18 protein-coding genes are annotated in these 21726 nt (G+C 45.3%); 4 read left to right on the top strand and 14 right to left on the bottom strand.

Going from position 1 to position 21726, the window contains the following annotated elements:
* Positions 1-188: 188 nt before the first annotated feature.
* The 10 genes from AB4585_RS14525 to aspA all read right to left on the bottom strand — a co-directional run bounded on the left by AB4585_RS14525 (position 189) and on the right by aspA (position 13995).
* A complete protein-coding gene (locus AB4585_RS14525) occupies positions 189-2039 on the bottom strand; it encodes a protein-disulfide reductase DsbD (RefSeq protein ID WP_017066562.1) in 1851 nt (616 codons plus the stop codon).
* A 175-nt stretch (positions 2040-2214) separates the two neighbouring features.
* Positions 2215-2703 carry an arginine repressor gene (locus tag AB4585_RS14520; protein WP_248638902.1) on the bottom strand — a complete coding sequence of 163 codons (489 nt, stop codon included), beginning with the start codon at positions 2701-2703 and terminating at the stop codon, positions 2215-2217.
* Between the two features lie 327 nt (positions 2704-3030).
* Complete coding sequence (gene pyrI / locus AB4585_RS14515) at positions 3031-3495, bottom strand: aspartate carbamoyltransferase regulatory subunit (protein WP_017062720.1); 465 nt, start codon at positions 3493-3495, stop codon at positions 3031-3033.
* Positions 3496-3510: 15 nt separating this feature from the next.
* On the bottom strand, positions 3511-4440 hold the full coding sequence (gene pyrB, locus AB4585_RS14510) for an aspartate carbamoyltransferase (RefSeq protein ID WP_372170102.1): 930 nt from the start codon (positions 4438-4440) through the stop codon (positions 3511-3513).
* A 490-nt stretch (positions 4441-4930) separates the two neighbouring features.
* On the bottom strand, positions 4931-5941 hold the full coding sequence (locus AB4585_RS14505; protein WP_017062722.1) for an ornithine carbamoyltransferase: 1011 nt from the start codon (positions 5939-5941) through the stop codon (positions 4931-4933).
* Between the two features lie 141 nt (positions 5942-6082).
* Positions 6083-6994: a carbamate kinase gene (gene arcC, locus AB4585_RS14500; protein WP_017062723.1), complete on the bottom strand. Its 912-nt coding sequence runs from the start codon at positions 6992-6994 to the stop codon at positions 6083-6085.
* A 73-nt stretch (positions 6995-7067) separates the two neighbouring features.
* The gene (gene arcA / locus AB4585_RS14495; protein WP_017062724.1) at positions 7068-8291 is read right to left on the bottom strand and encodes an arginine deiminase; all 1224 of its coding nucleotides are present in this window, start codon (positions 8289-8291) and stop codon (positions 7068-7070) included.
* Between the two features lie 805 nt (positions 8292-9096).
* Positions 9097-10545 (bottom strand): YfcC family protein, encoded by a 1449-nt coding sequence (locus AB4585_RS14490; protein ID WP_017062726.1) that lies wholly within the window; start codon positions 10543-10545, stop codon positions 9097-9099.
* Positions 10546-11055: 510 nt separating this feature from the next.
* Positions 11056-12363 carry an anaerobic C4-dicarboxylate transporter gene (locus AB4585_RS14485; RefSeq protein WP_017061168.1) on the bottom strand — a complete coding sequence of 436 codons (1308 nt, stop codon included), beginning with the start codon at positions 12361-12363 and terminating at the stop codon, positions 11056-11058.
* Positions 12364-12543: 180 nt separating this feature from the next.
* Complete coding sequence (aspA, locus tag AB4585_RS14480; RefSeq protein ID WP_017063668.1) at positions 12544-13995, bottom strand: aspartate ammonia-lyase; 1452 nt, start codon at positions 13993-13995, stop codon at positions 12544-12546.
* 284 nt (positions 13996-14279) lie between these two features.
* Here aspA and AB4585_RS14475 point away from each other — a divergent pair, with 284 nt between their 5' ends.
* Entirely contained in the window at positions 14280-14804 is a 525-nt protein-coding gene (locus tag AB4585_RS14475) for an FxsA family protein (protein ID WP_012604974.1), read from the top strand.
* A gap of 196 nt (positions 14805-15000) precedes the next feature.
* Here AB4585_RS14475 and trmL read toward each other — a convergent pair whose 3' ends face one another.
* From trmL to AB4585_RS14455, 4 genes are all read right to left on the bottom strand, one after another.
* Positions 15001-15480, bottom strand: a complete 480-nt coding sequence (gene trmL / locus AB4585_RS14470; RefSeq protein WP_009844716.1) for a tRNA (uridine(34)/cytosine(34)/5-carboxymethylaminomethyluridine(34)-2'-O)-methyltransferase TrmL — start codon at positions 15478-15480, stop codon at positions 15001-15003.
* Positions 15481-15563: 83 nt separating this feature from the next.
* A complete protein-coding gene (locus AB4585_RS14465; protein WP_102320305.1) occupies positions 15564-16181 on the bottom strand; it encodes a superoxide dismutase in 618 nt (205 codons plus the stop codon).
* Positions 16182-16251: 70 nt separating this feature from the next.
* Positions 16252-17631, bottom strand: coding sequence for an envelope stress sensor histidine kinase CpxA (gene cpxA, locus AB4585_RS14460; protein ID WP_017068848.1), 1380 nt, complete (start codon positions 17629-17631; stop codon positions 16252-16254).
* Complete coding sequence (locus tag AB4585_RS14455; RefSeq protein WP_017061163.1) at positions 17631-18320, bottom strand: response regulator; 690 nt, start codon at positions 18318-18320, stop codon at positions 17631-17633. The genes cpxA and AB4585_RS14455 overlap by 1 nt, the downstream gene beginning before the upstream one ends.
* Before the next feature lie 180 nt (positions 18321-18500).
* On the opposite strand from AB4585_RS14455, the gene AB4585_RS14450 reads away from it, so the two are divergent.
* The 3 genes from AB4585_RS14450 (at position 18501) to pfkA (ending at position 21363) form a co-directional block, all read left to right on the top strand.
* On the top strand, positions 18501-19010 hold the full coding sequence (locus tag AB4585_RS14450) for a CpxP family protein (RefSeq protein WP_017063671.1): 510 nt from the start codon (positions 18501-18503) through the stop codon (positions 19008-19010).
* 164 nt (positions 19011-19174) lie between these two features.
* Positions 19175-20083, top strand: coding sequence for a CDF family cation-efflux transporter FieF (gene fieF / locus AB4585_RS14445; protein WP_029235400.1), 909 nt, complete (start codon positions 19175-19177; stop codon positions 20081-20083).
* A 317-nt stretch (positions 20084-20400) separates the two neighbouring features.
* Positions 20401-21363 carry a 6-phosphofructokinase gene (gene pfkA, locus AB4585_RS14440; RefSeq protein ID WP_017061160.1) on the top strand — a complete coding sequence of 321 codons (963 nt, stop codon included), beginning with the start codon at positions 20401-20403 and terminating at the stop codon, positions 21361-21363.
* The last annotated feature ends 363 nt before the right edge of the window (positions 21364-21726 follow it).

Here is a 21726-nt window from a genome sequence, read left to right as displayed (position 1 = left end):
GTTAATATTTATTATCATCCTGATTGAGTATGTGGACAATATCTATGCATTAAAAGTCTGAACCATATCGACTTTTATCCCCGGAATAAGAAAGCGTTACTCTGAATAGCAAAAAAGCCGCACTGCCATCTCGTTACGGAGGGGCGGTGCGGCTTTCGATTCGGCTTATATTTTAGTGAATATTGCCGTTATAGCTGGTGGTTTTGCATGTGTTTTAAGAATACATCAGCAGGCATAAAACCGGTTACACGAGCATTTGGAACATGGTTACCCTCGCCATCCCAGAACTCAATCGTCGGTAAGCCAAGTACCTGTAATTGTTTAAGCAGTTCAATGTCTTGAGGCATGTTTCTCGTTACATCGGCTTGTAGCAGTACAAAGTCAGAAAGCTTGTTTTCCACATCAGCTTGATGGAAGGTGTACTTCTCGAACTCTTTACACGCCACACACCAATCGGCGTAGAAGTCGAGCATCACAGGCTTACCGAGTTTCTTCGCTTCGATGAGCTGGATTTCTAGCTCTTCAACCGTGTTGATGCGTGCAAATTGGATGTGCTGTTGTTCTACCGTTACGCTCTTCTCCGCAAACCAATAGTTCAATGCAGGCTGTGCCGAAGCAAACAAGCCAAGCATCGCGATGATGCCTACCGCACTCTGCTTCCAGCCGCCGAATGGCAGTGCATTCTTGCTATGGTACAGCCAACCAAAGGCGATGAAGCCAAGGCCAGACCAAAGCACGGTTGCCCACAATTCAGGAATGATGCGCTCTAGCAGGAAGATAGGTGCTGCCAGCAAGATAAAGCCGAATACGATCTTCACCTTGTCCATCCAGCTGCCCGCTTTAGGCAATAGCTTATTACCAAATACCGCAACTAAAATCAGCGGAATACCCATACCCATGGCTAATGCATACAGAGCAATCGCACCGGTAAATAGGTCGCCACTCTGAGCCACATACAGCAGCGCGCCTGACAATGGCGCCGTGGTACAAGGTGAACACACCAAGCCAGAGATAGCGCCCATTGCGAATACGCCCAAGGTATTGCCACCTTGCTGCTTATTGCTTTGATTGTTGAGCCAAGTTTGAATGCTGCTTGGTAGTTGCAGGTTATAAACGCCAAACATCGACATTGCCAACGCCACGAACAGAACACTCAGCGCGATCAGCACGTAAGGGTGCTGCATAGCGGCTTGGAACTGCATGCCTGCTGAAGCAACCACTAAACCTAATAAGGTGTAGGTTAACGCCATGCCTTGCACGTAAATAAAGGACAGCATCAGCGCGCGACCTTGGCTGAGTTTGCCACCACCTAAAACGATACCCGTTAGAATCGGATACATAGGCAGCACACACGGCGTAAAGGCTAAACCAACACCGAGTGCTAAGAATAATAGAGGGGTCCACCAACTGTCACCGAGCTTATCGGCTAAGCCTGCTTCTTTTGAAACAGGGGCATTTGGCTGTTGAGTCGTGTTACTTACAACGTCTGCTTTCGGAGATGTTGGTTGCGTAGAAACATCGGTTTCGTTGCCAGCAGAAGATGAAGCTTGTGAGTCACTACCTTGCGAATTAGCAGAACCTGTTGCTGTGAAAGGTTCAATGTCGATGATACGAGTCTCTGGTGGGTAGCAGAACCCTGCGTCCGCACAGCCTTGATACTTAACGATCAGCTGTGAGCCATCTTGGTAACTCTGCAGAGGAACTTGCACGAATAACGGCTGAGTATAAATGCTCACCTCACCGAAGAATTCATCTTGGTGCGGCTTACCATCTTCTAATTCAACATTACCGATAGCGAGATTTTGCCCGGTGAACGAGAGGCTATGTTGATAGAGGTAGTAGCCCTCTTTTACTTGCCAGTCGAGAAGGACTTTGTCGTCTTGCTGGTAGTAATTGAAAGGGAAAGCTTGGTCTACAGGGACAAAACCATTGTTATTGCCTCCGAAGCTTGGCTCGGCGTTGTCGTTCCCAAATAGCGCCCACGCAGGCTGGGTGAATAGGGAAACACAAACAAAAAGTAATGTGGCAAGTCGTCGCATACTATTTAGTCATCAAAATGGAGTTGAAGGTATCTTAACTCAATCAGACCGTAATAGTTTGCTATTAGTTTCATCGGCAAACAAATATCCCCTAAGGCGGGATAGCGATTTTATTGGGTAATCGAGTGGGGAGCTGCAATTCAACTTGAGTGACTTGCCTTTGTAAAAGAGACATTTAAGCTACACCCAAGCGTGCTTTTACTACTTGTTCGCAAGCATCAATATTCATCGTATCTTTTGGAATAATAAGCACGGTGTCATTGCCGCCAACCGTACCGATAATCTCGGTATGTGGGTCGATATCGACTAATCTTGCGACCAACTGTGCACAACCAGGGTTTGTTTTTACGATCACCATCGCTTGGTTGTGAGTAATTAATTCGATTTGTGATGAGATAGAGGCATCGACACGCACAGGCGCGCTTTCAACCGTGATGCAGTAAACCTTTTTACCACAGGCATTCTGAATTTTGACAACGCCAAGCTGTGACAAAATGCGAGAGACAGTCGATTGGCTGATACCTGTATAGCCAATGTCGACGAGTTTCTCGCGCAGTTGATTCTGGGTCGAGAAGCTTTGTTGTTGTAGTAAGCGTTTGCACGCTGCAGTCAGTGTTTTATCTTCAGCTGAATACAAGCAACCGTGCTCAGTGATTGGGTTCATGAACAACTCCTTAAGGTCAACATGTGGTTATCGCTTGTCCATAGCGCCGAGCGTACTCCCAAAGCCGTAGAGTACGATTGTTAAATAGGGCTTACCGATGAATCCCGAAATAAAGAGGGAAGGTATGCGTGATGTATGATCGTCTACCCATTGAGTCTACCACTAAAGGATAGTTATCTTTTTGAAGGGGATCACCAAATAAAATTCTAGTTAATTGCTTTTATTTTGGAGTTTTATTCTTTTGTTAAATGGATATTTATTCCAAGTTTGGCATAAATATCCATCGGTATTAGGGTGCTTTGGAGACCGTGATAATGGCGCTAAGGGTTAGCGAATTTCACTCATGATCTCGCGAGAGAATACTTTTTCACAGTAGTGACATTTTAGCTGCACGTTTTCCTGTTTTAGCTGCACTTTAAAGCTGCTTTCGACAGGTTCACCGTGCGAAATACAGTTGCTATTCGGGCAAGAGTAGACACTGTGGATTTGCTCTGGCAGCACAAGGGTTAGCTTATTAACCACTTTATACTCTTCAATCTGATTGACCGTTGCCTGCGGAGCATAAAGAGCCAATTGGTTGGCTTGTTCCTTGGTCAGGAAGATGTTCTCAATCTTGATTAGATCTTTATGGCCAAGTGCCGATGATGGCAGGTTTAAGCCCATAGTGATGCGCTGTTCTGTCTTGTGTAGCTTAAACAGTTTAAGGATTTTGATACCAAGGTGAGCAGGGATGTGGTCAATCACGCTGCCGTTACGGATCGCTTCTACTTGTAGCTGAGTTTGTTTAACCATGACTGTTTCTCCTGCTTATAAAGTGTCGTTAAGAACTAGGGCCAATAGGGCTTCGCGAGCGTATACACCGTTTTCAGCTTGTTCGAAGTAGTAAGCGTGTGGCGTTTTATCAACGTCGGTGGTGATTTCGTCGACGCGTGGCAGCGGGTGAAGTACCTTCATGTTTTGACGAGCGTCTTTCAATGTATCGGCGGTGAGGATGTAAGCCGATTTCATGTGTGCGTATTCCGACGCATCAAAGCGCTCTTTCTGCACGCGAGTCATGTACAGAACATCCAGTTCCGGCACGACTTCTTCAATGCTGCTGTGAGTGCTGTATTGGATGCCCATCTCTTCCAATTCTTCACAGATGTAATCTGGCATCTCTAAGACTTCTGGCGCGATAAAGAAGAAACGCACGCTATTGAATTTCGATAGTGCTTGGGTCAATGAGTGCACGGTACGGCCATATTTTAGGTCGCCGACGAACGCCACATTGAGGTTATCGAGCGTGCCTTGTGTTTCGTAAATCGAGAATAGGTCCAGCAAGGTTTGCGTCGGGTGCTGGTTAGCACCGTCGCCGCCGTTTACTACCGGCACACCGTTAGAAAATTCAGACGCTAAACGTGCTGCCCCTTCTTGTGGGTGACGCATTACAAAGGCATCGACGTAGGATGAAATAACCTGCACTGAATCGGCAAGTGTTTCGCCTTTTTTAGCCAGCGATGTGTTACCGCCATTATCAAAACCGATGACCGTGCCACCTAGGCGTTGAACTGCAGTTTCAAATGAAAGGCGAGTTCGAGTTGAAGGCTCAAAGAAGCAGCTCGCCACCACCTTATTTTTCAGCAGCTCTGGATTTGGCTCTGCTTTGAGTCTTGCTGCAGTATCGACGATAAGCTCCAGTTCATCACGAGAGAGCTCTGGAATGGAGATGATGTGCTTGTTAAATAACGAATGCGCCATAACGGGTCTTCCTTCTATGCATACAGTCAAATTGCGGACAAAAAAAAAGCCCCCTAAAAATAGGAGGCTTCGAAACGATCAATAGAGCAAAATAAAAATGACACCACCGCCACTCTTTGGCGTGTAGTTTGACAATCATGTGCGACAGAATTGCAGTTCATTTTTTGCTCTCTTAAGACAAATTGCGGAGGATTATACTCAGATAAAAACGGCATGCAATACTTTCTGTAAAGTATTCATTTAATGGATTTTTATGCGAAATAACCTCTACATTTTGCTTTGATTTAAGCCCTTGTTGAAACAGAAAATCTCAGGGTTTTTGGGGCGATAATGCCCTCAAGTACATGAAAAAAAATGCGGGCTTTATCCAAGGGCTAAATCCCAAGTTCGCCGCCCGCATTTCCCTGTCATTACACTTAACTTGTCAATGTCTCGCGAACAAGTGAGTGCTTAACTTCTTAGTTGTTTCGATTCTTAGCTGTTTAGGTAATTAACTGCCTAGTGTTGCAACCATTACTGCTTTGATGGTGTGCATGCGGTTTTCAGCTTCATCGAACACGATAGAGTATTCAGACTCAACTACCTCATCAGTCACTTCCACACCGTCTTTTAGCTGTGGATATTCAGCCGCAAGTTGTTTGCCTACCGTGGTATCTTCGCCATGGAAAGCTGGCAGACAGTGCATGAATTTCACATGTGGGTTACCCGTTGCTTTCAGCATTTCCATGTTCACTTGGTAAGGCATCATTAGGTTGATACGCTCAGCCCATGCTTCTTTCGCTTCGCCCATAGATACCCAAACGTCGGTGTACAGGAAGTCACAACCTTGCACGCCTTCTTGAACATCTTCAGTCAGTGTAATTTTGCCACCTGTGTGCTCTGCGATTTCACGACACTGAGCCAATAGTTCTTCTTGTGGCCAGAACTGTTTTGGAGCAACAAGGCGAATGTCCATGCCCATTTTCGCTGCGCCAACCATCAGAGAGTTACCCATGTTGTTGCGAGCATCACCTAGGTAAGCAAAGCTGATTTCATGCAGTTGTTTACCACGGCCGTATTCCGTCATGGTTAGGAAGTCAGCAAGAATTTGTGTAGGGTGGAATTCGTCAGTCAGACCATTCCATACTGGAACTCCAGCGTAAGCGCCTAGCTCTTCAACAATCTCTTGACCGAAGCCGCGGTATTCAATGCCATCGTACATACGGCCAAGAACGCGAGCGGTATCTTTCATTGATTCTTTGTGGCCAATTTGAGAGCCAGATGGGCCTAAGTAAGACACGCGAGCGCCTTGGTCGAATGCCGCTACTTCGAATGCACAGCGAGTACGAGTTGAGGTTTTCTCAAAGATAAGCGCAATGTTTTTGCCAGTTAGTGTTGGCTGTTCGTAACCGTTGTACTTCGCTTTTTTTAGCTCCATAGAAAGATCTAATAAGTGTTGAATTTCGCGTGGAGTGAAATCTAGTAGTTTTAGGAAGTTACGATTGCGTAGGTTAAAAGCCATGATGTATTCCTTCTTAGATTTAGGCGCTTTCTTGTTACAGGGAAAGAAAATTCAAGAAAGCGCGATTCAATTTTTGTGTATTAATTTCAGTTCAAACGGTGATTCAGTTTTCTCGCAAGGTTTGAAAAGCTCGCGAGTAGATTAATCTTTGGTGATGTTGGTGCCCGCCAAGCCTTGCAGGATTTGCAAACCATCTTCGAGTGCACCAATACCGACGACTTTGCCGCCTTGCTGAATGAATTCGCACGATGCTTCAATTTTTGGTCCCATAGAGCCTGCATCAAATTCGAATTTCGCCAGTTCACTTGGTGTGGTGCTGCGCAGTGCGTGTTGAGTCGGTTTGCCCCAATCCAGGTACACAGCGTCTGCATCGGTCAGAATCAGTAGCGCATCCGCATCCAGTTGTTTCGCTAAGAAAGCCGCAGACATGTCTTTGTCGATAACAGCTTCCACACCGACTAATTTGCCATTCTCTTTTTTCACTGGGATGCCGCCGCCGCCAGTACAGATCACGAGGTGGCCTGCATCGATAAGCTGAGTGATCGCTTCGTGTTCAACAATGCCGGTAGGGCGTGGGCTTGGCACAACGCGACGGAAGTGTTGGCCGTCTGGTTTGACGATCCAGTGGAATTTCTCCGCCAATTCACGCGCTTCCGCTTCTTCGTAGATCGGGCCAATCGGCTTCGTTGGATCGGCGAATGCAGGATCGTTTGGATCAACGGTCATTTGCGTCAACATGCACGAGATGTTGCGGTTAGGTAGATAGTTCTTGAACTCTTGCATCAGCATGTAGCCGATCATGCCTTGAGTCTCACTGCCCAATACATCTAGCGGATACGGGTTTACTTTTTTGTATTCCAAACCTTGCAGAGCCAGTAAACCAACTTGTGGGCCATTACCATGTACTAGAACCACGTTGTACACTTTCGCGATTTCAGAGATGGTTTTAACCGCTGTTTCAATATTACGGCGTTGAACATCGGCTTCTAACGGCTCACCGCGACGAAGTAGGGCATTACCGCCGAGTGCAACAACAACAGTTTGCTTAGTCATAATTGTGTTCTCTCATTTTGGCCAAGCTGAGATTATTTAAGATCATTCAACTTGGCCGTTTTCGTCTTAGTGATTAGATACCATCACGCTCAATTGGGCAGCTCATGCAGCGTGCGCCACCGCGACCGCGGCCAAGTTCATCTCCAGGGATAGGAAGAACTGTGATGCCTGCTTTATCGTATTTTTCATTGGTGTAGGTGTTGCCTTCGTAGCCAATCACAACGCCAGGTTTAACCGTTAGAACGTTGTTTGCATCGTTCCACTGTTCACGTTCTGCATGGAAGTTGTCACCACCGGTCGTGATTAGGTTTAGCTTGTCTACGCCAAGTGCTTTTTCGATAGCTGTTACGAAGTAGCCTTCTTCTTTCACTTTCACTGCGCCAGACTCATCACCAGTTAGGTTCCAGCACTGTACGTCTTTACTCACCACTTCCGGGTAAACAGAGAACGTATCTTCGTTCATGTGCGTCATAACGGTGTCTAAGTGCATGCAAGAGCGGTGTTTTGGTAGCTGCATTGCGATAACTTGTTTCGCTTGACCGTGTTTGAATAGGCTAGATGCTAAGTGCTCAACACCTTGTGCTGTTGTACGCTCAGACATACCGATAAGAACCGTGCCGCGACCGATTACAAGAACGTCACCGCCTTCAATGGTTGAGTTGTCGTAGCTGATGTTTTCTTCATCGCCGAAGTACTTAATGAAGTCTTGGCCAGCAAATGTTGGGTGCCAGCGGTAAATAGCGCGAACGTGGTTGGTTTCACGTTGACGAGCAGGTTTCGCCATCGGGTTGATGGATACGCCACCGTATACCCAGCAAGATGTGTCACGAGTAAATAGGTGGTTTGGTAGCGGTTCGATAATGAAGTCGGTTGGTGCGTGCATGCCTTGCATCATTGAAGATGATTTCATTGGCATCTCAGCGTAAGACAGACCACCCGTTAGGATTTTTGCTAGTTCTAGGTTTGGTAAGTCGCCCAAGTAGCAGCGCACATCGTTAGCAAAGGTTTTGCCTAAGCGGTAATCAGAAACTTGATGATTCAAAAGCCAATCTTTCGCTTCTGGCACTGCTAGCGTGTCTGCTAGTAGGTCAGTAAGAAGAAGAACTTCAACACCTTGATCACGCAGCGTTTGAGTAAATGCGTCATGCTCTTTACCAGCACGTTCAACAGCCAGTACGTCATCAAATAGTAAATCGTGACAGTTAGAGGGTGTTAGGTGAGTCAGTGCGCGTCTTGGACGGTGAACTAGAACGCGGCGTAATTGACCTATTTCAGAACCTACATAGAACTTACTCATGATCGTCTCTCTCTTATATATTTGAATTACTTTTATCGCTAAGAGTAATTATTTATTTTCAGTTGAGAAGAATGAATTATTTATTCATATCTCTTGTCTGGAATTAATATTACGCCTGCTAGTCAGGTATTCTTAGAGATCTATCACAAATCGTTTTTTATCCCGCAGCCCTTTGAAATTAAGGGTTTTAACAAACTTTATGCACTTTCAGTTATGAATAATACATTCTAAATAGTTAGCAGTTAGGGAACTTTATGCACGCTTTTTTGACGAAACTTACTAGAATCTAATTTACGAGAGATTATATGCAGAATAGTTTTATTGATAAGAGTGTACTTAGCTTGGAAGTATGCAGTGTTTTTATTTAGATATTTAATTTTGGATGTGGAATTAATTGTTTATTAACAAAGTAAATGCGAATAAAGCTGTTGCGATCACATTTTAAAATCGGCTTTTTAAGTGTGTTTTTTGATAGAAAAGGGCATTAATCCTCGTCTGTTTATTAGGCTATTAATTACTTTAAATATAATTAACGATAATAAGTGACTAACTATTTGTTTAAACATCATGGTTGAAAATAGAGTGTTATTTCATCAAGAAAATTAGATGTTTAAAAGTAGGATTGATTCTTCTATTGCGAGTGCTTTGAGTTTGGTTGAGCTTGGCTACGAACAGAAGAACCTTGAATATCGCGTGTATGGCTTTGAGGAGCTGTTTCAGTGGCAGAGGGTTACATTGAGAGGGAACAATAAAAAAGCCGCTGTGAGAAGCGGCTTTGGATGAGAAAGGAGTGAAGTGCTGTTAGTTAGATCAGCGCACCAATACTCAGTACAACAATGCAGAACACCATCAATATACCGACTAGTGGCATCACCCATTTAACCCAGCGCACGTAAGGGACACGAGCAATCGCCAAACCACCCATCACCACCGCGGAGGTTGGGGTGATTAGGTTCACCAAGCCAGATGCAGATTGGTACGCAGTGATAACCAAGTCACGACCTACGCCAGCAAAGTCGGCCAGTGGTGCCATGATTGGCATGGTCAGTACCGCTAAGCCAGAGGTCGATGGCACTAAGAACGACAGTAGAATCTCTAAGAAGAACATCACGTTAATGAAGATAACCGAAGAAAGCCCCGTTACCATCTGTTCTGCTGAGAAGAGAATGGTATCGGTGATCATACCGCGGTCCATCACCACTACGATACCACGTGCAATACCTATGATGAGCGCAACGCCAAGTAGGTCGCGGGCACCATCAATGAAGCTGGTGGTAAACTCTTCTTCGCTCATGCGAGCCACAATACCAACGATGATGGTTGCTGCTAAGAACATCGCTGAGATCTCAGCCATCCACCATCCAGCAACGGATACACCATAAATCATTACAGCGAACGAGCCACCAAAAATGGTCAGAATCAGTTTGCGAGTCGCGGTGAATTCAAGTTTTTCGCCGCTCGCATTACCTAAGAAGTGCGCTTTGTTCTCTTCGTATTTGTCGTAGACAATTGATGTTGTTGGATCGGCTTGAACCATTCTTGCGTAACGCATTACGTAGGCAACACAAATACCCCAACCAATAATCAACATCGCAATGCGCAACACGATACCGTCTGTAAATGGAATACCAGAGGCGTTGGCAGCGATCACGGTTGCGAATGGGTTAATCGTTGAACCCAGCACCCCAATACCTGCACCAAGCAGTACGGTCGCAGCGGCAACAAGAGGGTCAAAGCGAGCTGCCATCATTACCGGCACTAGCAATGTATAGAAGGGCAGTGATTCTTCCGCCATGCCGTAGACGGTACCACCTGCGGCAAATAGCGCCATCAGTATTGGTATCATCAACTCTTCTCGCCCTTCTAAGCGGGCGGTGACGCGCTCGATACCGGCATCAATGGCACCCGTTTTGGTTACTAGCCCTAAGAAGCCACCAATGATTAAGATGAACAGCGAAACGTCGATAGCCGCCGCTTCATAGCTATTGTGGTCATAGAAGCCGTCAATAGGCGCGAGCAGTACATCAATCACGCCTTGAGGGTTACCTTCTACCGCTTGATAGGTTCCGGTTACGGGTACTTCTCGGCCTAGCTCTTCATTCATTGCACGGTCGTATTGGCCTGCTGGAACAATCCAGGTAAGCAGTGCGACGAACGCAATCAGAATAAATAGAATGGTGTAGGCAGAAGGGAATTTAAAGTTGGCAAAGAAGCCGCCCTTTTTTTTCTCGCTTGGTATCGTTTGAGTTGTCATGGCTATCTCCTTACATCATCTTAAATAGAAGTGATGTGAATTAGCGACTAATGATTTATAGATTGTAAATACACGGACACTTATAAAGCACTCAACGATATAAAGTTGCTGACTTTAAATTAAGGTTGTTTTTATATTTACTAATCCAAATGAAGTTAGATTTAATTTAGCTGCGGTTATTTTATTCCTTACTCCGGTATTTAAGTTTGGTGCTGTTCACAAAAATAATGGCTAATAAAAGGGCTAAAAAATGGCAGAAAATCGTCAAGGTTTTTTGGTTAGTTAGCTTGGATTAATATTCGTTTTGGATTAACTGGAAGTGGAAGGAGATTGATTTGGTAGGTGTTGTTTATGATTAGGCAGAATAATCTTGGAATTTTATTCAAACTTTATTTTTAGGCGGTTTTTAAAGTTTATAATGGTTATTTGATGCGTATCAAATAACACATTGAGCAGAAAACAAAAAAGGAAGCCGAAGCTTCCTTTTAAATGTTCAATCACCAGCGAATGTTAGATAAACAGACCGCCGAATGCGAAGCCGAGTGCTACCGCAGTACTGATTGTTACCACACCTGGAATGAAGAATGGGTGGTTGAATACGTAGTTACCGATACGCGTTGAGCCTGTGTCATCCATCTCAACCGCTGCTAGTAGCGTAGGGTAAGTTGGAAGTACGAACAGCGCACTTACCGCAGCAAAAGAAGCAACGGCTGTTAGTGGTGCTACGCCAATCGCTAGTGCTGCAGGCATCAGTGCAACTGTTGTTGCGCCTTGAGAGTAAAGCAGCATAGAAGCGAAGAACAGAACAAGAGCCAGCATCCATGGGTAGTCAGCCAGTAGAGCGCCTGCTACGTCTTTGATTTCAGCAACGTGTGCGTTTACAAACGTTGAACCTAACCAAGCCACACCAAGTACACATACACATGCCGTCATACCAGAACGGAACGTTGGTGCTGAAGAAATCTTCGCTGCATCAATCTTAGTGAACATCACGATAGCCGCTGCTGCTGCCAGCATTACAGACATGATCGCTTCGTTACGACCTAGCGCCGGGTTTTCAATTAGGCCAACAGAGCTAGAGATAGCCGCTGCGTAACAAACCACGAAACCAATTGCAGCTAGGAAGATGTACGTTGCTTTCTTCGCTGTAGGTAGAATTTCGCGTTTCTCTTCTGTTGCTAGCTTGATTAGACCTTTCTCTAGACGTTCTTGATAAACAGGATCGTCTTTCAATTCGCTACCCATGTAGTTAGCAACAACCGCACCAACCATACAAGCGATGAAGGTTGTTGGGATACAAACCATCAATAGCGTTAGGTAATCAACACCAAATGGTGCCAACATTGCTGCGAAAGCCACAACTGCAGCCGAGATTGGCGAAGCTGTGATAGCAATTTGAGAAGCGACAACTGCGATAGACAGTGGACGAGAAGGACGAACACCTTGGCCTTTCGCTACTTCTGCAATAACAGGAAGCGTAGAGAATGCTGTGTGACCAGTACCCGCCATTAATGTCATTACAAAGGTCACAATCGGCGCGTAAAAGGTGATGCGTTCAGGGTGTTTACGCAAAAAGTTTTCGGCAATTTGTACCAACCAGTCCATACCGCCAGCAACTTGCATTGCAGCAATTGCGGTGATAACTGACATGATGATCAAGATTACGTCGATCGGGATGAAAGATTGGCTTGTTGGAACGCCAAGAATAAGTGAAAGGGCAATAACACCAGCACCACCGGCAAAACCAATACCGATACCGCCAATTCTGGCCCCCAAAAAGATAAAGAGCAGGACGACAAACAGTTCTACTGCAATCATAAGTAACACCTCATTTAGATTTTATTATGTGAACATTCGCCGCTGGAATGTTCACATAATAGTTCTATGGTTTAGATTCAATTTGGCAAAAGCGCAACCAACGGAAATCCACAAAATAATCATGGTTAACCGTATTGGAGCCTAAAAAAGGGCTCCGTTTGGAACCCTTTCTCGCTAACTTTATTCGTAGCGCTTCGCTTTATACTGAGGATGCATCAAATTTTCAACAGAGAAAATGTCATCAAGTTCTTCTTCGGTCAATAAACCGCGTTCTAGAACTACATCACGAACACTCTTACCTGTTTCTGCACAGATCTTACCAACAATGTCACCTTCGTGGTGGCCAATGTATGGGTTTAGGTAAGTGACGATACCGATAGAGTTAAATACGTGCGCTTCACATACTTCTTTGTTTACCGTAATGCCGTCTACACACTTGTCGCGCAGGTTCACACAAGCGTTTGTCAGAATGTCTAGAGACTCAAACATGCTTTGTGCAATAACAGGTTCCATTACGTTCAGTTGAAGTTGACCACCTTCCGCAGCGAAAGAAACCGTGTTGTCGTTACCTAGAACTTTGAAGCAAACTTGGTTTACTACTTCAGGTACAACTGGGTTTACTTTAGCAGGCATGATTGAAGAACCTGCTTGCAGTTCAGGTAGGTTTAGCTCGTTCAAACCAGTACGTGGACCTGAAGAAAGTAGACGCAAGTCGTTACAGATCTTAGATAGCTTAACTGCTAGACGCTTAAGTGCGCCGTGCGTCATTACGTATGCGCCACAGTCAGACGTTGCTTCGATTAAATCTTCAGCCGCTACACACTCTAGGCCTGTTACTTCTGCTAGGTGTTTCACTGCTAGGCCTTGGTAACCCGGTGCTGCGTTCAGACCTGTACCGATAGCCGTTGCGCCTAGGTTTACTTCAAGCAGTAGTTTTGAAGTGTATTCTAGGTTTTTGATTTCTTCATTGATGGTTACAGCCCAAGCGTGGAACTCTTGGCCAACCGTCATTGGAACTGCGTCTTGAAGCTGAGTACGACCCATCTTCAAAATCGTGTTGAATTCTTGGCTCTTAAGCTCGAATGCACCTTTTAGGTATTCGATCGCATCAATCAGTTTACGAACGCTGTTGTAAACAGAGATACGGAAGCCAGTTGGGTAAGCACAGTTTGTAGATTGGCTGCGGTTTACATGGTCGTTCGGGTTGATGAACTCGTATTGGCCTTTTTCTTTGCCCATAAGTTCAAGAGCCACGTTCGCAACAACTTCGTTTGCGTTCATGTTTACAGAAGTACCAGCACCACCTTGGAAAACGTCCGATGGGAACTGATCCATGCACTTACCCGTGTCTAGAATTAGGTCACAAGCTTGGATGATGTATTTAGCCACTTCGCTTGGAATTACACCTAACTCTTTGTTTGCTAAAGCCGCTGCTTTCTTAGTCATCACCATACCGCGAACGAATTCAGGTACATCTGAGATCGTTACATTTGAGATGTTGAAGTTTTCAACTGCGCGTAGAGTGTGGATGCCGTAGTAAGCATCAGCCGGAACATGACGTTGACCTAATAGATCTTCTTCGAGACGAGTAGCTTGAGGAGCTTCAACTTGAGCTTCTGATTGAGTAGCCATAACAGGATCCTTAGAGAATTATTCTGATTATATAGTTAGTTATTAGCCTATTCTGTGTGCAAATACTCCGTTCGCTAGAATATTGGGCTGATAAATCCGTCCTGACTTATGTGGCACATGATACTGTACTTAGCGCATAAAAATATTAAGTGGATCACCTTTTTCGGTTTTGTTTCGTCAATATTTTGCAAAGTTATTCTTGGTCAATAAACACGCTTATTTACAGGATAAATTTGAGATTGTTAGGGCTTTCAGCGTAAACTGCAAGTAACAAAGGAGGGCGTGTGTTTCCTATCTTATTATTACTATTTATCTTCGTACCCATCATTGAGATTGGGCTATTTATTCAAGTTGGTGGCTTCTTAGGATTGTGGCCAACTATTGCGTTGGTTTTGATCACTGCATTTGTGGGTGCATCGCTGGTTCGTAGCCAAGGCATTCAGACACTTATGTCTGTGCAAGGTCGTTTGCAACAAGGCGAAATGCCAGCACAACAGATTCTTGAAGGCGTGATGCTTGCAGTTGCCGGTGTATTGCTGCTGACTCCGGGTTTTATGACGGACGCACTCGGTATGTTGGTATTATTGCCAGCACCAAGAGCGATGATTGCCAAGAAAATGATGGAAAAAATGGTGGTGACCAACATGTCTGGTGGTTTCCATGCCGGTGGACAAGCTGGTTTTGGCCAGAGCCCATTTGGACAAGACCCATTCAATCGCGATCCATCTGACCAATCAAAAGACGGCAACACCTTTGAAGGTGAGTTTGAGAAGAAAGACGACGACAACGATCGTAACCGCTTAAACTAATTAATTTTTTCTCTCTTTATATAGAGGGAAAACAGAAAAGGCTCTTACCTTTATCCTTCGCAAGAAAGTGATAATGGTAAGAGCCTTTTTTATTGTCTGTCGCTAGCTGTTACTTACTGTTTACTATCGATAACAGATAACAGATAACAGATAACAGATAACAGATAACAGATAACAGATAAGCTTGAGTGTTCGGTTATACCGCGCCTTCAAAACCCATTTGTCGCCATGCTTCAAAAGCAATGATTGCCACTGCGTTAGACAGGTTCAGGCTGCGCGCGTCTGGCATCATTGGAATACGAATGCGTTGTTCCATTGGCATACTTTCGATGAATTCAGCAGGCAGCCCGCGAGTCTCTGGGCCAAACATCAACACATCACCTTGTTGGAATTTTGCATCAACGTGGTGACCTGTCGTTTTAGTGGTGCAGGCAAAGATGCGGAAGTCACCCTCGCGTTCATTCTCAAGATACTCAAGGAAAGCTTCTAGGTTCTTGTGACGCTTAACTCGCGCAAGGTCGTGGTAATCCAAGCCAGCACGACGAACCTTCTTCTCTTCAAAATCAAAGCCAAGCGGTTCAATCAGGTGCAGGTTTGCACCGCAGTTAGCACATAGGCGGATGATGTTACCCGTATTGGGTGCAATTTCTGGTTCGTATAGAGCGATATCAAACATGTTGGTTCACAAGAGTAATCAAAGATAGCCCGAGTATACGGTGGCAAGCTGAGTGAGTACAGTTCGCCACCGTCACCATTCGCTTACGCTTGGTTCGTTAGTGCTTGCGCGTAGTTTTCAGATACGGCATTCCAATTCACCACGTTCCACCATGCATTGATGTAATCAGGACGACGGTTTTGGTAGCTGATGTAGTAGGCGTGTTCCCAAACATCGAGCGCGAGAATCGGTTCGCCATCACTCGCCACGGTATCCATCCACGGATTATCTTGGTTCGAGGTTGAGATGATCTTCAGTTGCCCTTGCTCTACCACTAGCCAAGCAAAGCCGGAGCCAAAGGTATTGATCGCCGCTTGGGCGAACTGATCTTGGAATGTCTCGAAATCACCGAAGGTACTCTTGATAGCCTCACCAAGCTCGCCCGTAGGTTCACCACCACCGTCTTGCGACATGCAATTCCAATACAAGATGTGATTGTAGTAGCCACCACCATTGTTACGCACGTCAGGGCTGTGCTGAGATATGTTGGCAAAGATCTCGGTCAGAGATTGCTGTTCTAGCTCGCTGCCAGACACCGCCGCAACAAACTTATCGTAGTAGGTTCTATGGTGCTTGCTGTAATGCACTTCCATTGTCTTAGCGTCAATGTAAGGCTCTAGGGCATCGTAAGCGTAGGGTAAAGCAGGGAAAGTGTGCGACATGGTAAATCCTCCTTAATTAGAGGATTTACCATAATGACAATCATTATCAACTGCGATCTTTGTGGGGGTATTACACCGGTAAGATAGGCAGGGTGATTTCGAGTTGTAATCCACCGAGCTGGCTGCGGGTTGCGGTGATGGTTCCGCTGTGTTGGCGAATCGCACTTTCAGTAATGGTTAATCCAAGCCCTGTGCCGCCAGAGTTTCTGTCACGCGCTGTTGAGACACGGTAGAAAGGTCTGAAGATAGAATCGAGTTCATCCTCTGGAACACCATCACCATTATCATTGACGCAAATTGTTAGCTGATCTTGAACCACATGGAACTGTACATCCACTTGGTCTTTACCGTAGTAGATGGCATTGCGTGTAATGTTGTCTAGCGCACTCATCAGCAGTTTAGGGTTCCCCGAAATAGAGCGTTCTGGGATCTCCGAGAACGTCAGTTGTTTGCCCATCTGTTCGGCTTCAAACTCTGCGTCTTTTAAGATCTCTTCCCATAGGCTCGAGATAGGCTGAACCTCACGAGTAATATGGCTGTCGACCTGCATACGAGATAGCGTTAGCAGCTCACTGATCATCTGTTCCAAACGCTGTGCTTCGGTATCAATGCGTTCTAACTCTTGGCTCTCGCCTTGTTTACGAATCGCCAGTGCATTGGCCATGCGAAGACGTGTCAGTGGCGAGCGGAGCTCGTGTGAGATATCAGAGAGCAGGCGTTGTTGCCCCGAAATCATCTGGTTTACCGCTTCTACCATCTGGTTAAAGCTTTCACCAGCTTGTCTGAACTCTGAAGTACCTTTTTCGAGTGTTGGATCGACCTCGAATTGACCTTTCGCCACGCGTTGTGCCGCGCGTTCTAGCCTGCGAGCGGGTTGACTCAGTGCCCAAGCTAACCAAAGTAATAGCGGGGTACTCGCCAACATCACGGCAAGCAATAGCTGCAGAGGTCTATCAAACAGGCGCAGTAAGAATGGCGGTGGTTGGTTCCACTTCACTCCGGCATACATCAGCAACTCTTCACCAGCGAGAGTAATTGGCACTGGCCCTGCGACCATGTAGTGTCCGTAGAGTTTTTGCTTCGGTATCTCAGGGTTATCAATCGAGGTAACAAAGTTACGAATCGCCTTTAGCTTATAGTCTGAATGCCTTTTCGAGGTAAGGACTGCGCCCTCAAGATCGGTCAGGTAGATGCGAGCTCTAGAATCCTTGCGGCTGCGTGGCGCCTCCAGTTGGAAGACAATCTTGCCCAGATTAGGTTCTTTGGCGTAGCGTTTCTCTGTGATTTTAGCGATACGCTCGAGTTTATCGAGGTGATCTGCGGGCACATCGCGCGCGACTCGAGGGTCTAAATGGGGAAGTGACAGTACCGACAAAAGCACCAGTAACATGGTGAACCAAAAGATAGCAAAGATACGTCCATATAAGCTGGTGATTTTAGGTATACGCATTAATCTTCCTCTACCAATAAGTAGCCACGGCCTCGTAAGGTTTTGATACGTGATTTGCCGTCAGTGCGCTCAGGAATCTTCTTACGTAGATTAGAGATGTGCATGTCTATCGCGCGGTCAAACGCTGCGAGCCTTTTACCCAGCACATCCAAACTCAATGCTTCTTTGGTGATCACTTGCCCTGGGTTTTGGATAAGGTGACTCAGTAGGGCGAACTCGGTTGTGGTGAGGTCGATGAGCTCCCCATTGCAGTAGGCTTCTTGTTTGCCCGGGAAGACTTCGATGTCTTGATATTGAACTCTATCACTGGCCGCCTTAGGTGCGGTGTTGGTTTGAGTACGACGCAAGATAGCTCGAATACGAGCTAACAACTCTCGGTCACTGAAAGGTTTAGGCAGGTAATCATCCGCGCCAAGTTCAAGACCAATCACACGGTCGATCTCTTCGCCTTTTGCGGTCAGCATTAGCACGGGTGTTTCCCAATTTTCTCTCAGTTTCTTTAGTGTTTCCATGCCATTAAGACGCGGCATCATCACATCTAAAAGAATCAGGTCAATCTCATCATTGATAGCTTCAAGTCCTGCATAGCCATCATTGGCTTCGGAAACAGTGAAGCCCTCAAAGCTCAGAATGTCTTTGAGTAAGCTGGTTAACTCGGTGTCGTCATCAATAAGAAGAATGTTCGCCATTGGGAAGCCTTAATTGGTTATTTACACGTTAATAATACTGCTAATTATTCGTCAACTTTCACTCTTTACGATTCTTTACGCTTTCTAAACGTCACTTTACGAGGGAAAGACTAATCTATATCTAAGCGCTGAGAAACAGACGCAACACATGACTTATTATACCGAATTGAGGCAACAATTATGAAAATGACTAAGAAACTTGTACTAGCAGCTGCGGCACTTCCACTTATTTTTGGTACAGCAAGCGCGTATGCTTACGGTGGTGGTGATAAAGGTGACCACAAAGGTATGCACGACAAGTGTGGCGGTTTCGATAAAAAAGTAATGCGCCAACTAGACCTAACCGACGCTCAAAAAGAACAGTTAAAAGAGATGCGTGAAGCAGACCGTGCTGAGATGAAAGCAAAGCGCGGTGCAAACAAAACGGCAAAAATGGCGCAAATGAAAGCGCATCACGAAAAGGTTCAAGCATTGGTACTTGCTGACAACTTTGACGAAGCAGCAGCAAACGACCTAGCAAGCCAAATGGTTGAGAAGCAAACTGAGCGTCGCGTAGCAATGCTTAAGAAGCAACACCAAATGATGAGCGTACTAACGGCTGAGCAAAAGACTCAACTGAAAGAAATCCAACAAGAGCGCATGACTAAGTGTGCTGACAAAATGGGAAAACGCATGAACAAAGACAAGTAATTCATTGCTTGAAAAATCAGCGTTGAATGAAAGTGTTTAGAAAGAAGCGGCCGAGTGTCGCTTTTTTTGATCCTTAAAAATGAATGTTTTACATCATGGCTGTCATATTCAATTGGTGGTTTGCAGGTTATACTTTGTGCTATCAGTCACTTTATAGCCAAGTTATGAAACAAGAATACGCACGTTTAGTTACGCTCGCCGCTTGGGCAGCCACCACCATCGCCACTATTTTATTGATAGTGAAAGTCGCAGCTTGGTGGGTGACAGGTTCCGTGAGTCTGTTGGCTTCCGTCGTGGATTCAATGCTGGATATCGCGGCCTCTGTCGTTAACCTTATCGTGGTTCGTTACTCTCTGCAGCCTGCCGACAAAGAGCACACCTTTGGTCATGGTAAGGCTGAATCTCTAGCTGCATTAGCGCAGGCAATGTTTATTTCAGGCTCTGCATGTTTCCTTATTCTCAATGGTATTGAGCGCTTCTTCCGACCTCATGAACTGAATTCTCCAGAGATTGGTATCTATGTCAGCTTATTTGCGATGGTGATGACCTTCGGTTTGGTTCGATTCCAAAAGCATGTGGTCAACAAAACAGGCAGCCAAGCTATTGCGGCCGACTCTCTGCACTATCAATCAGACCTTTATATGAACGCTGCGATCATGCTGGCACTGGCATTGAGCTGGTTTGGGATTGGTCAGGCGGACTCAGTATTCGCGGTCGGTATCGGTATCTACATTCTGTACAGCGCTTATCAAATGGCGATGGAAGCGGTTCAGTCTCTGCTTGATCATAAGCTGCCAGATGATGAGCTGAAACAGATTAAAGAGACATCATTGAGCGTGGAAGGCGTGTTGGGTGTGCATCAATTACGAACGCGTCGCTCGGGGCCAATACGCTTCATCCAACTGCATCTAGAATTGGAAGATAATATCCCACTTATTGAAGCGCATCGCATTTCTGACGAAGTAGAGGCTAAGCTTATCTCCGTGTTCCCTGATGCTGATGTATTAATTCACCAAGACCCGTATTCGGTCGTATTTGGACCAGAGAAGCAGCAGAAATTCCACTCGTGGTAATGCGTGCTAAAAATCAGCGGGCAAATGGTAAGTGAGTGGCTTTTGAACTAAAGTGAGTAAAAATTACTAACTGTTAGGTGATTCAAAAACCACCTTAGTAACAATTAATGTTGATTCTGATGTGAATCAACAAAGTTATTGAGTAAAACTGTAATACTCTTACAGAAGTAGAAATGTTACATAATTTTACGCGATTTGAGTGCTATTCCTGTTGAGGAAATGTAACATAACGCACAAATATAGATTTAAAATCTTGTTGATATACAATCAGCAAGAACAAGAATTGAATAATAGATTCCCAAAAATCGAGGGTGAGCATGATTAAGAAGATCGGTGTTTTGACCAGTGGTGGTGACGCTCCAGGTATGAACGCAGCAGTTCGCGGCGTTGTTCGTACTGCGTTATCAGTTGGCATTGAAGTTTACGGTATTTACGATGGCTACCAAGGCCTTGTTGAAGACCGTATCGAAAAGCTTGACCGTTCAAGCGTATCTGACGTGATCAACCGTGGTGGTACTTTCTTAGGTTCTGCACGTTTCCCTGAATTTAAAGACGTTGCTGTTCGTGAGAAAGGCATTGAGAACCTTAAGAAGCACGGTATCGAAGCACTTGTTGTTATCGGTGGTGACGGTTCTTACATGGGTGCTAAGAAGCTGACTGAAATGGGTTACCCATGTATCGGTCTTCCAGGCACAATCGATAACGATATCGCGGGTACTGACTACACAATCGGTTACCTAACAGCGCTTAACACTGTTATTGATTCAATTGACCGTCTACGTGACACGTCTTCTTCTCACCAACGTATTTCTATTGTTGAAATCATGGGCCGTCACTGTGGTGATCTTACGCTTATGTCAGCAATCGCGGGTGGTTGTGAGTACATCATTACTCCAGAGACTGGCCTAGATAAAGAACAGCTTATCAGCAACATCCAAGATGGCATTGCGAAAGGTAAGAAGCACGCAATCATCGCTCTAACTGAGCTAATGATGGATGCTAACGAACTGGCTAAAGAGATTGAATCTTCAACAGGTCGTGAAACTCGTGCAACGGTTCTTGGTCACATCCAACGTGGTGGTCGTCCTACTGCATTTGACCGTGTATTGGCTTCTCGCATGGGTAACTACGCTGTTCACCTTCTTCAAGAAGGTCACGGTGGTCGTTGTGTGGGTATCGAGAAAGAAGAACTTGTTCACCACGACATCATCGATTGTATCGAGAACATGCAGAACCCAGACCGTTCTGAGCTGTTCCGCGTTGCAGAAGAGTTGTTCTAAGCCACGCTTAGCGTTCGCTTAAAGAATTTAAAAACCGCTGATTATTCAGCGGTTTTTTTGTGCCTGCCGTTCTTTAGATTCATTGTAAAATCCCCTCCTAGCCTCCCCTTATGTCAGGTTTCTAGATCCCTTTAGCTTTCATTGGAAAGGGGAGGAACCGTTCCGTAGTTGTTGGAGCATATACCGACTACAACAAATTTTAGCGATTAACGTAAGCTTTCCTATTAGCGATTTATTGAACATTTTATGGTTTCAGTAAGCCTAGGAACCTAAGTGAACAAAGAAAGTTCTCCCCCTTTACCTTAGATCGGCAGGGTAATCGAAAATGTTGAAATAAGGGGGAGTTAGAGGGGGATGTGTACA

It is taken from the genome of Vibrio sp. 10N.222.49.C9 (assembly GCF_041474985.1).
Lineage (GTDB): Bacteria > Pseudomonadota > Gammaproteobacteria > Enterobacterales > Vibrionaceae > Vibrio > Vibrio crassostreae_C.
The sequence above is the reverse complement of the archived record's forward strand: the minus strand, read 5'-3'. Positions and strand labels throughout refer to the sequence as shown.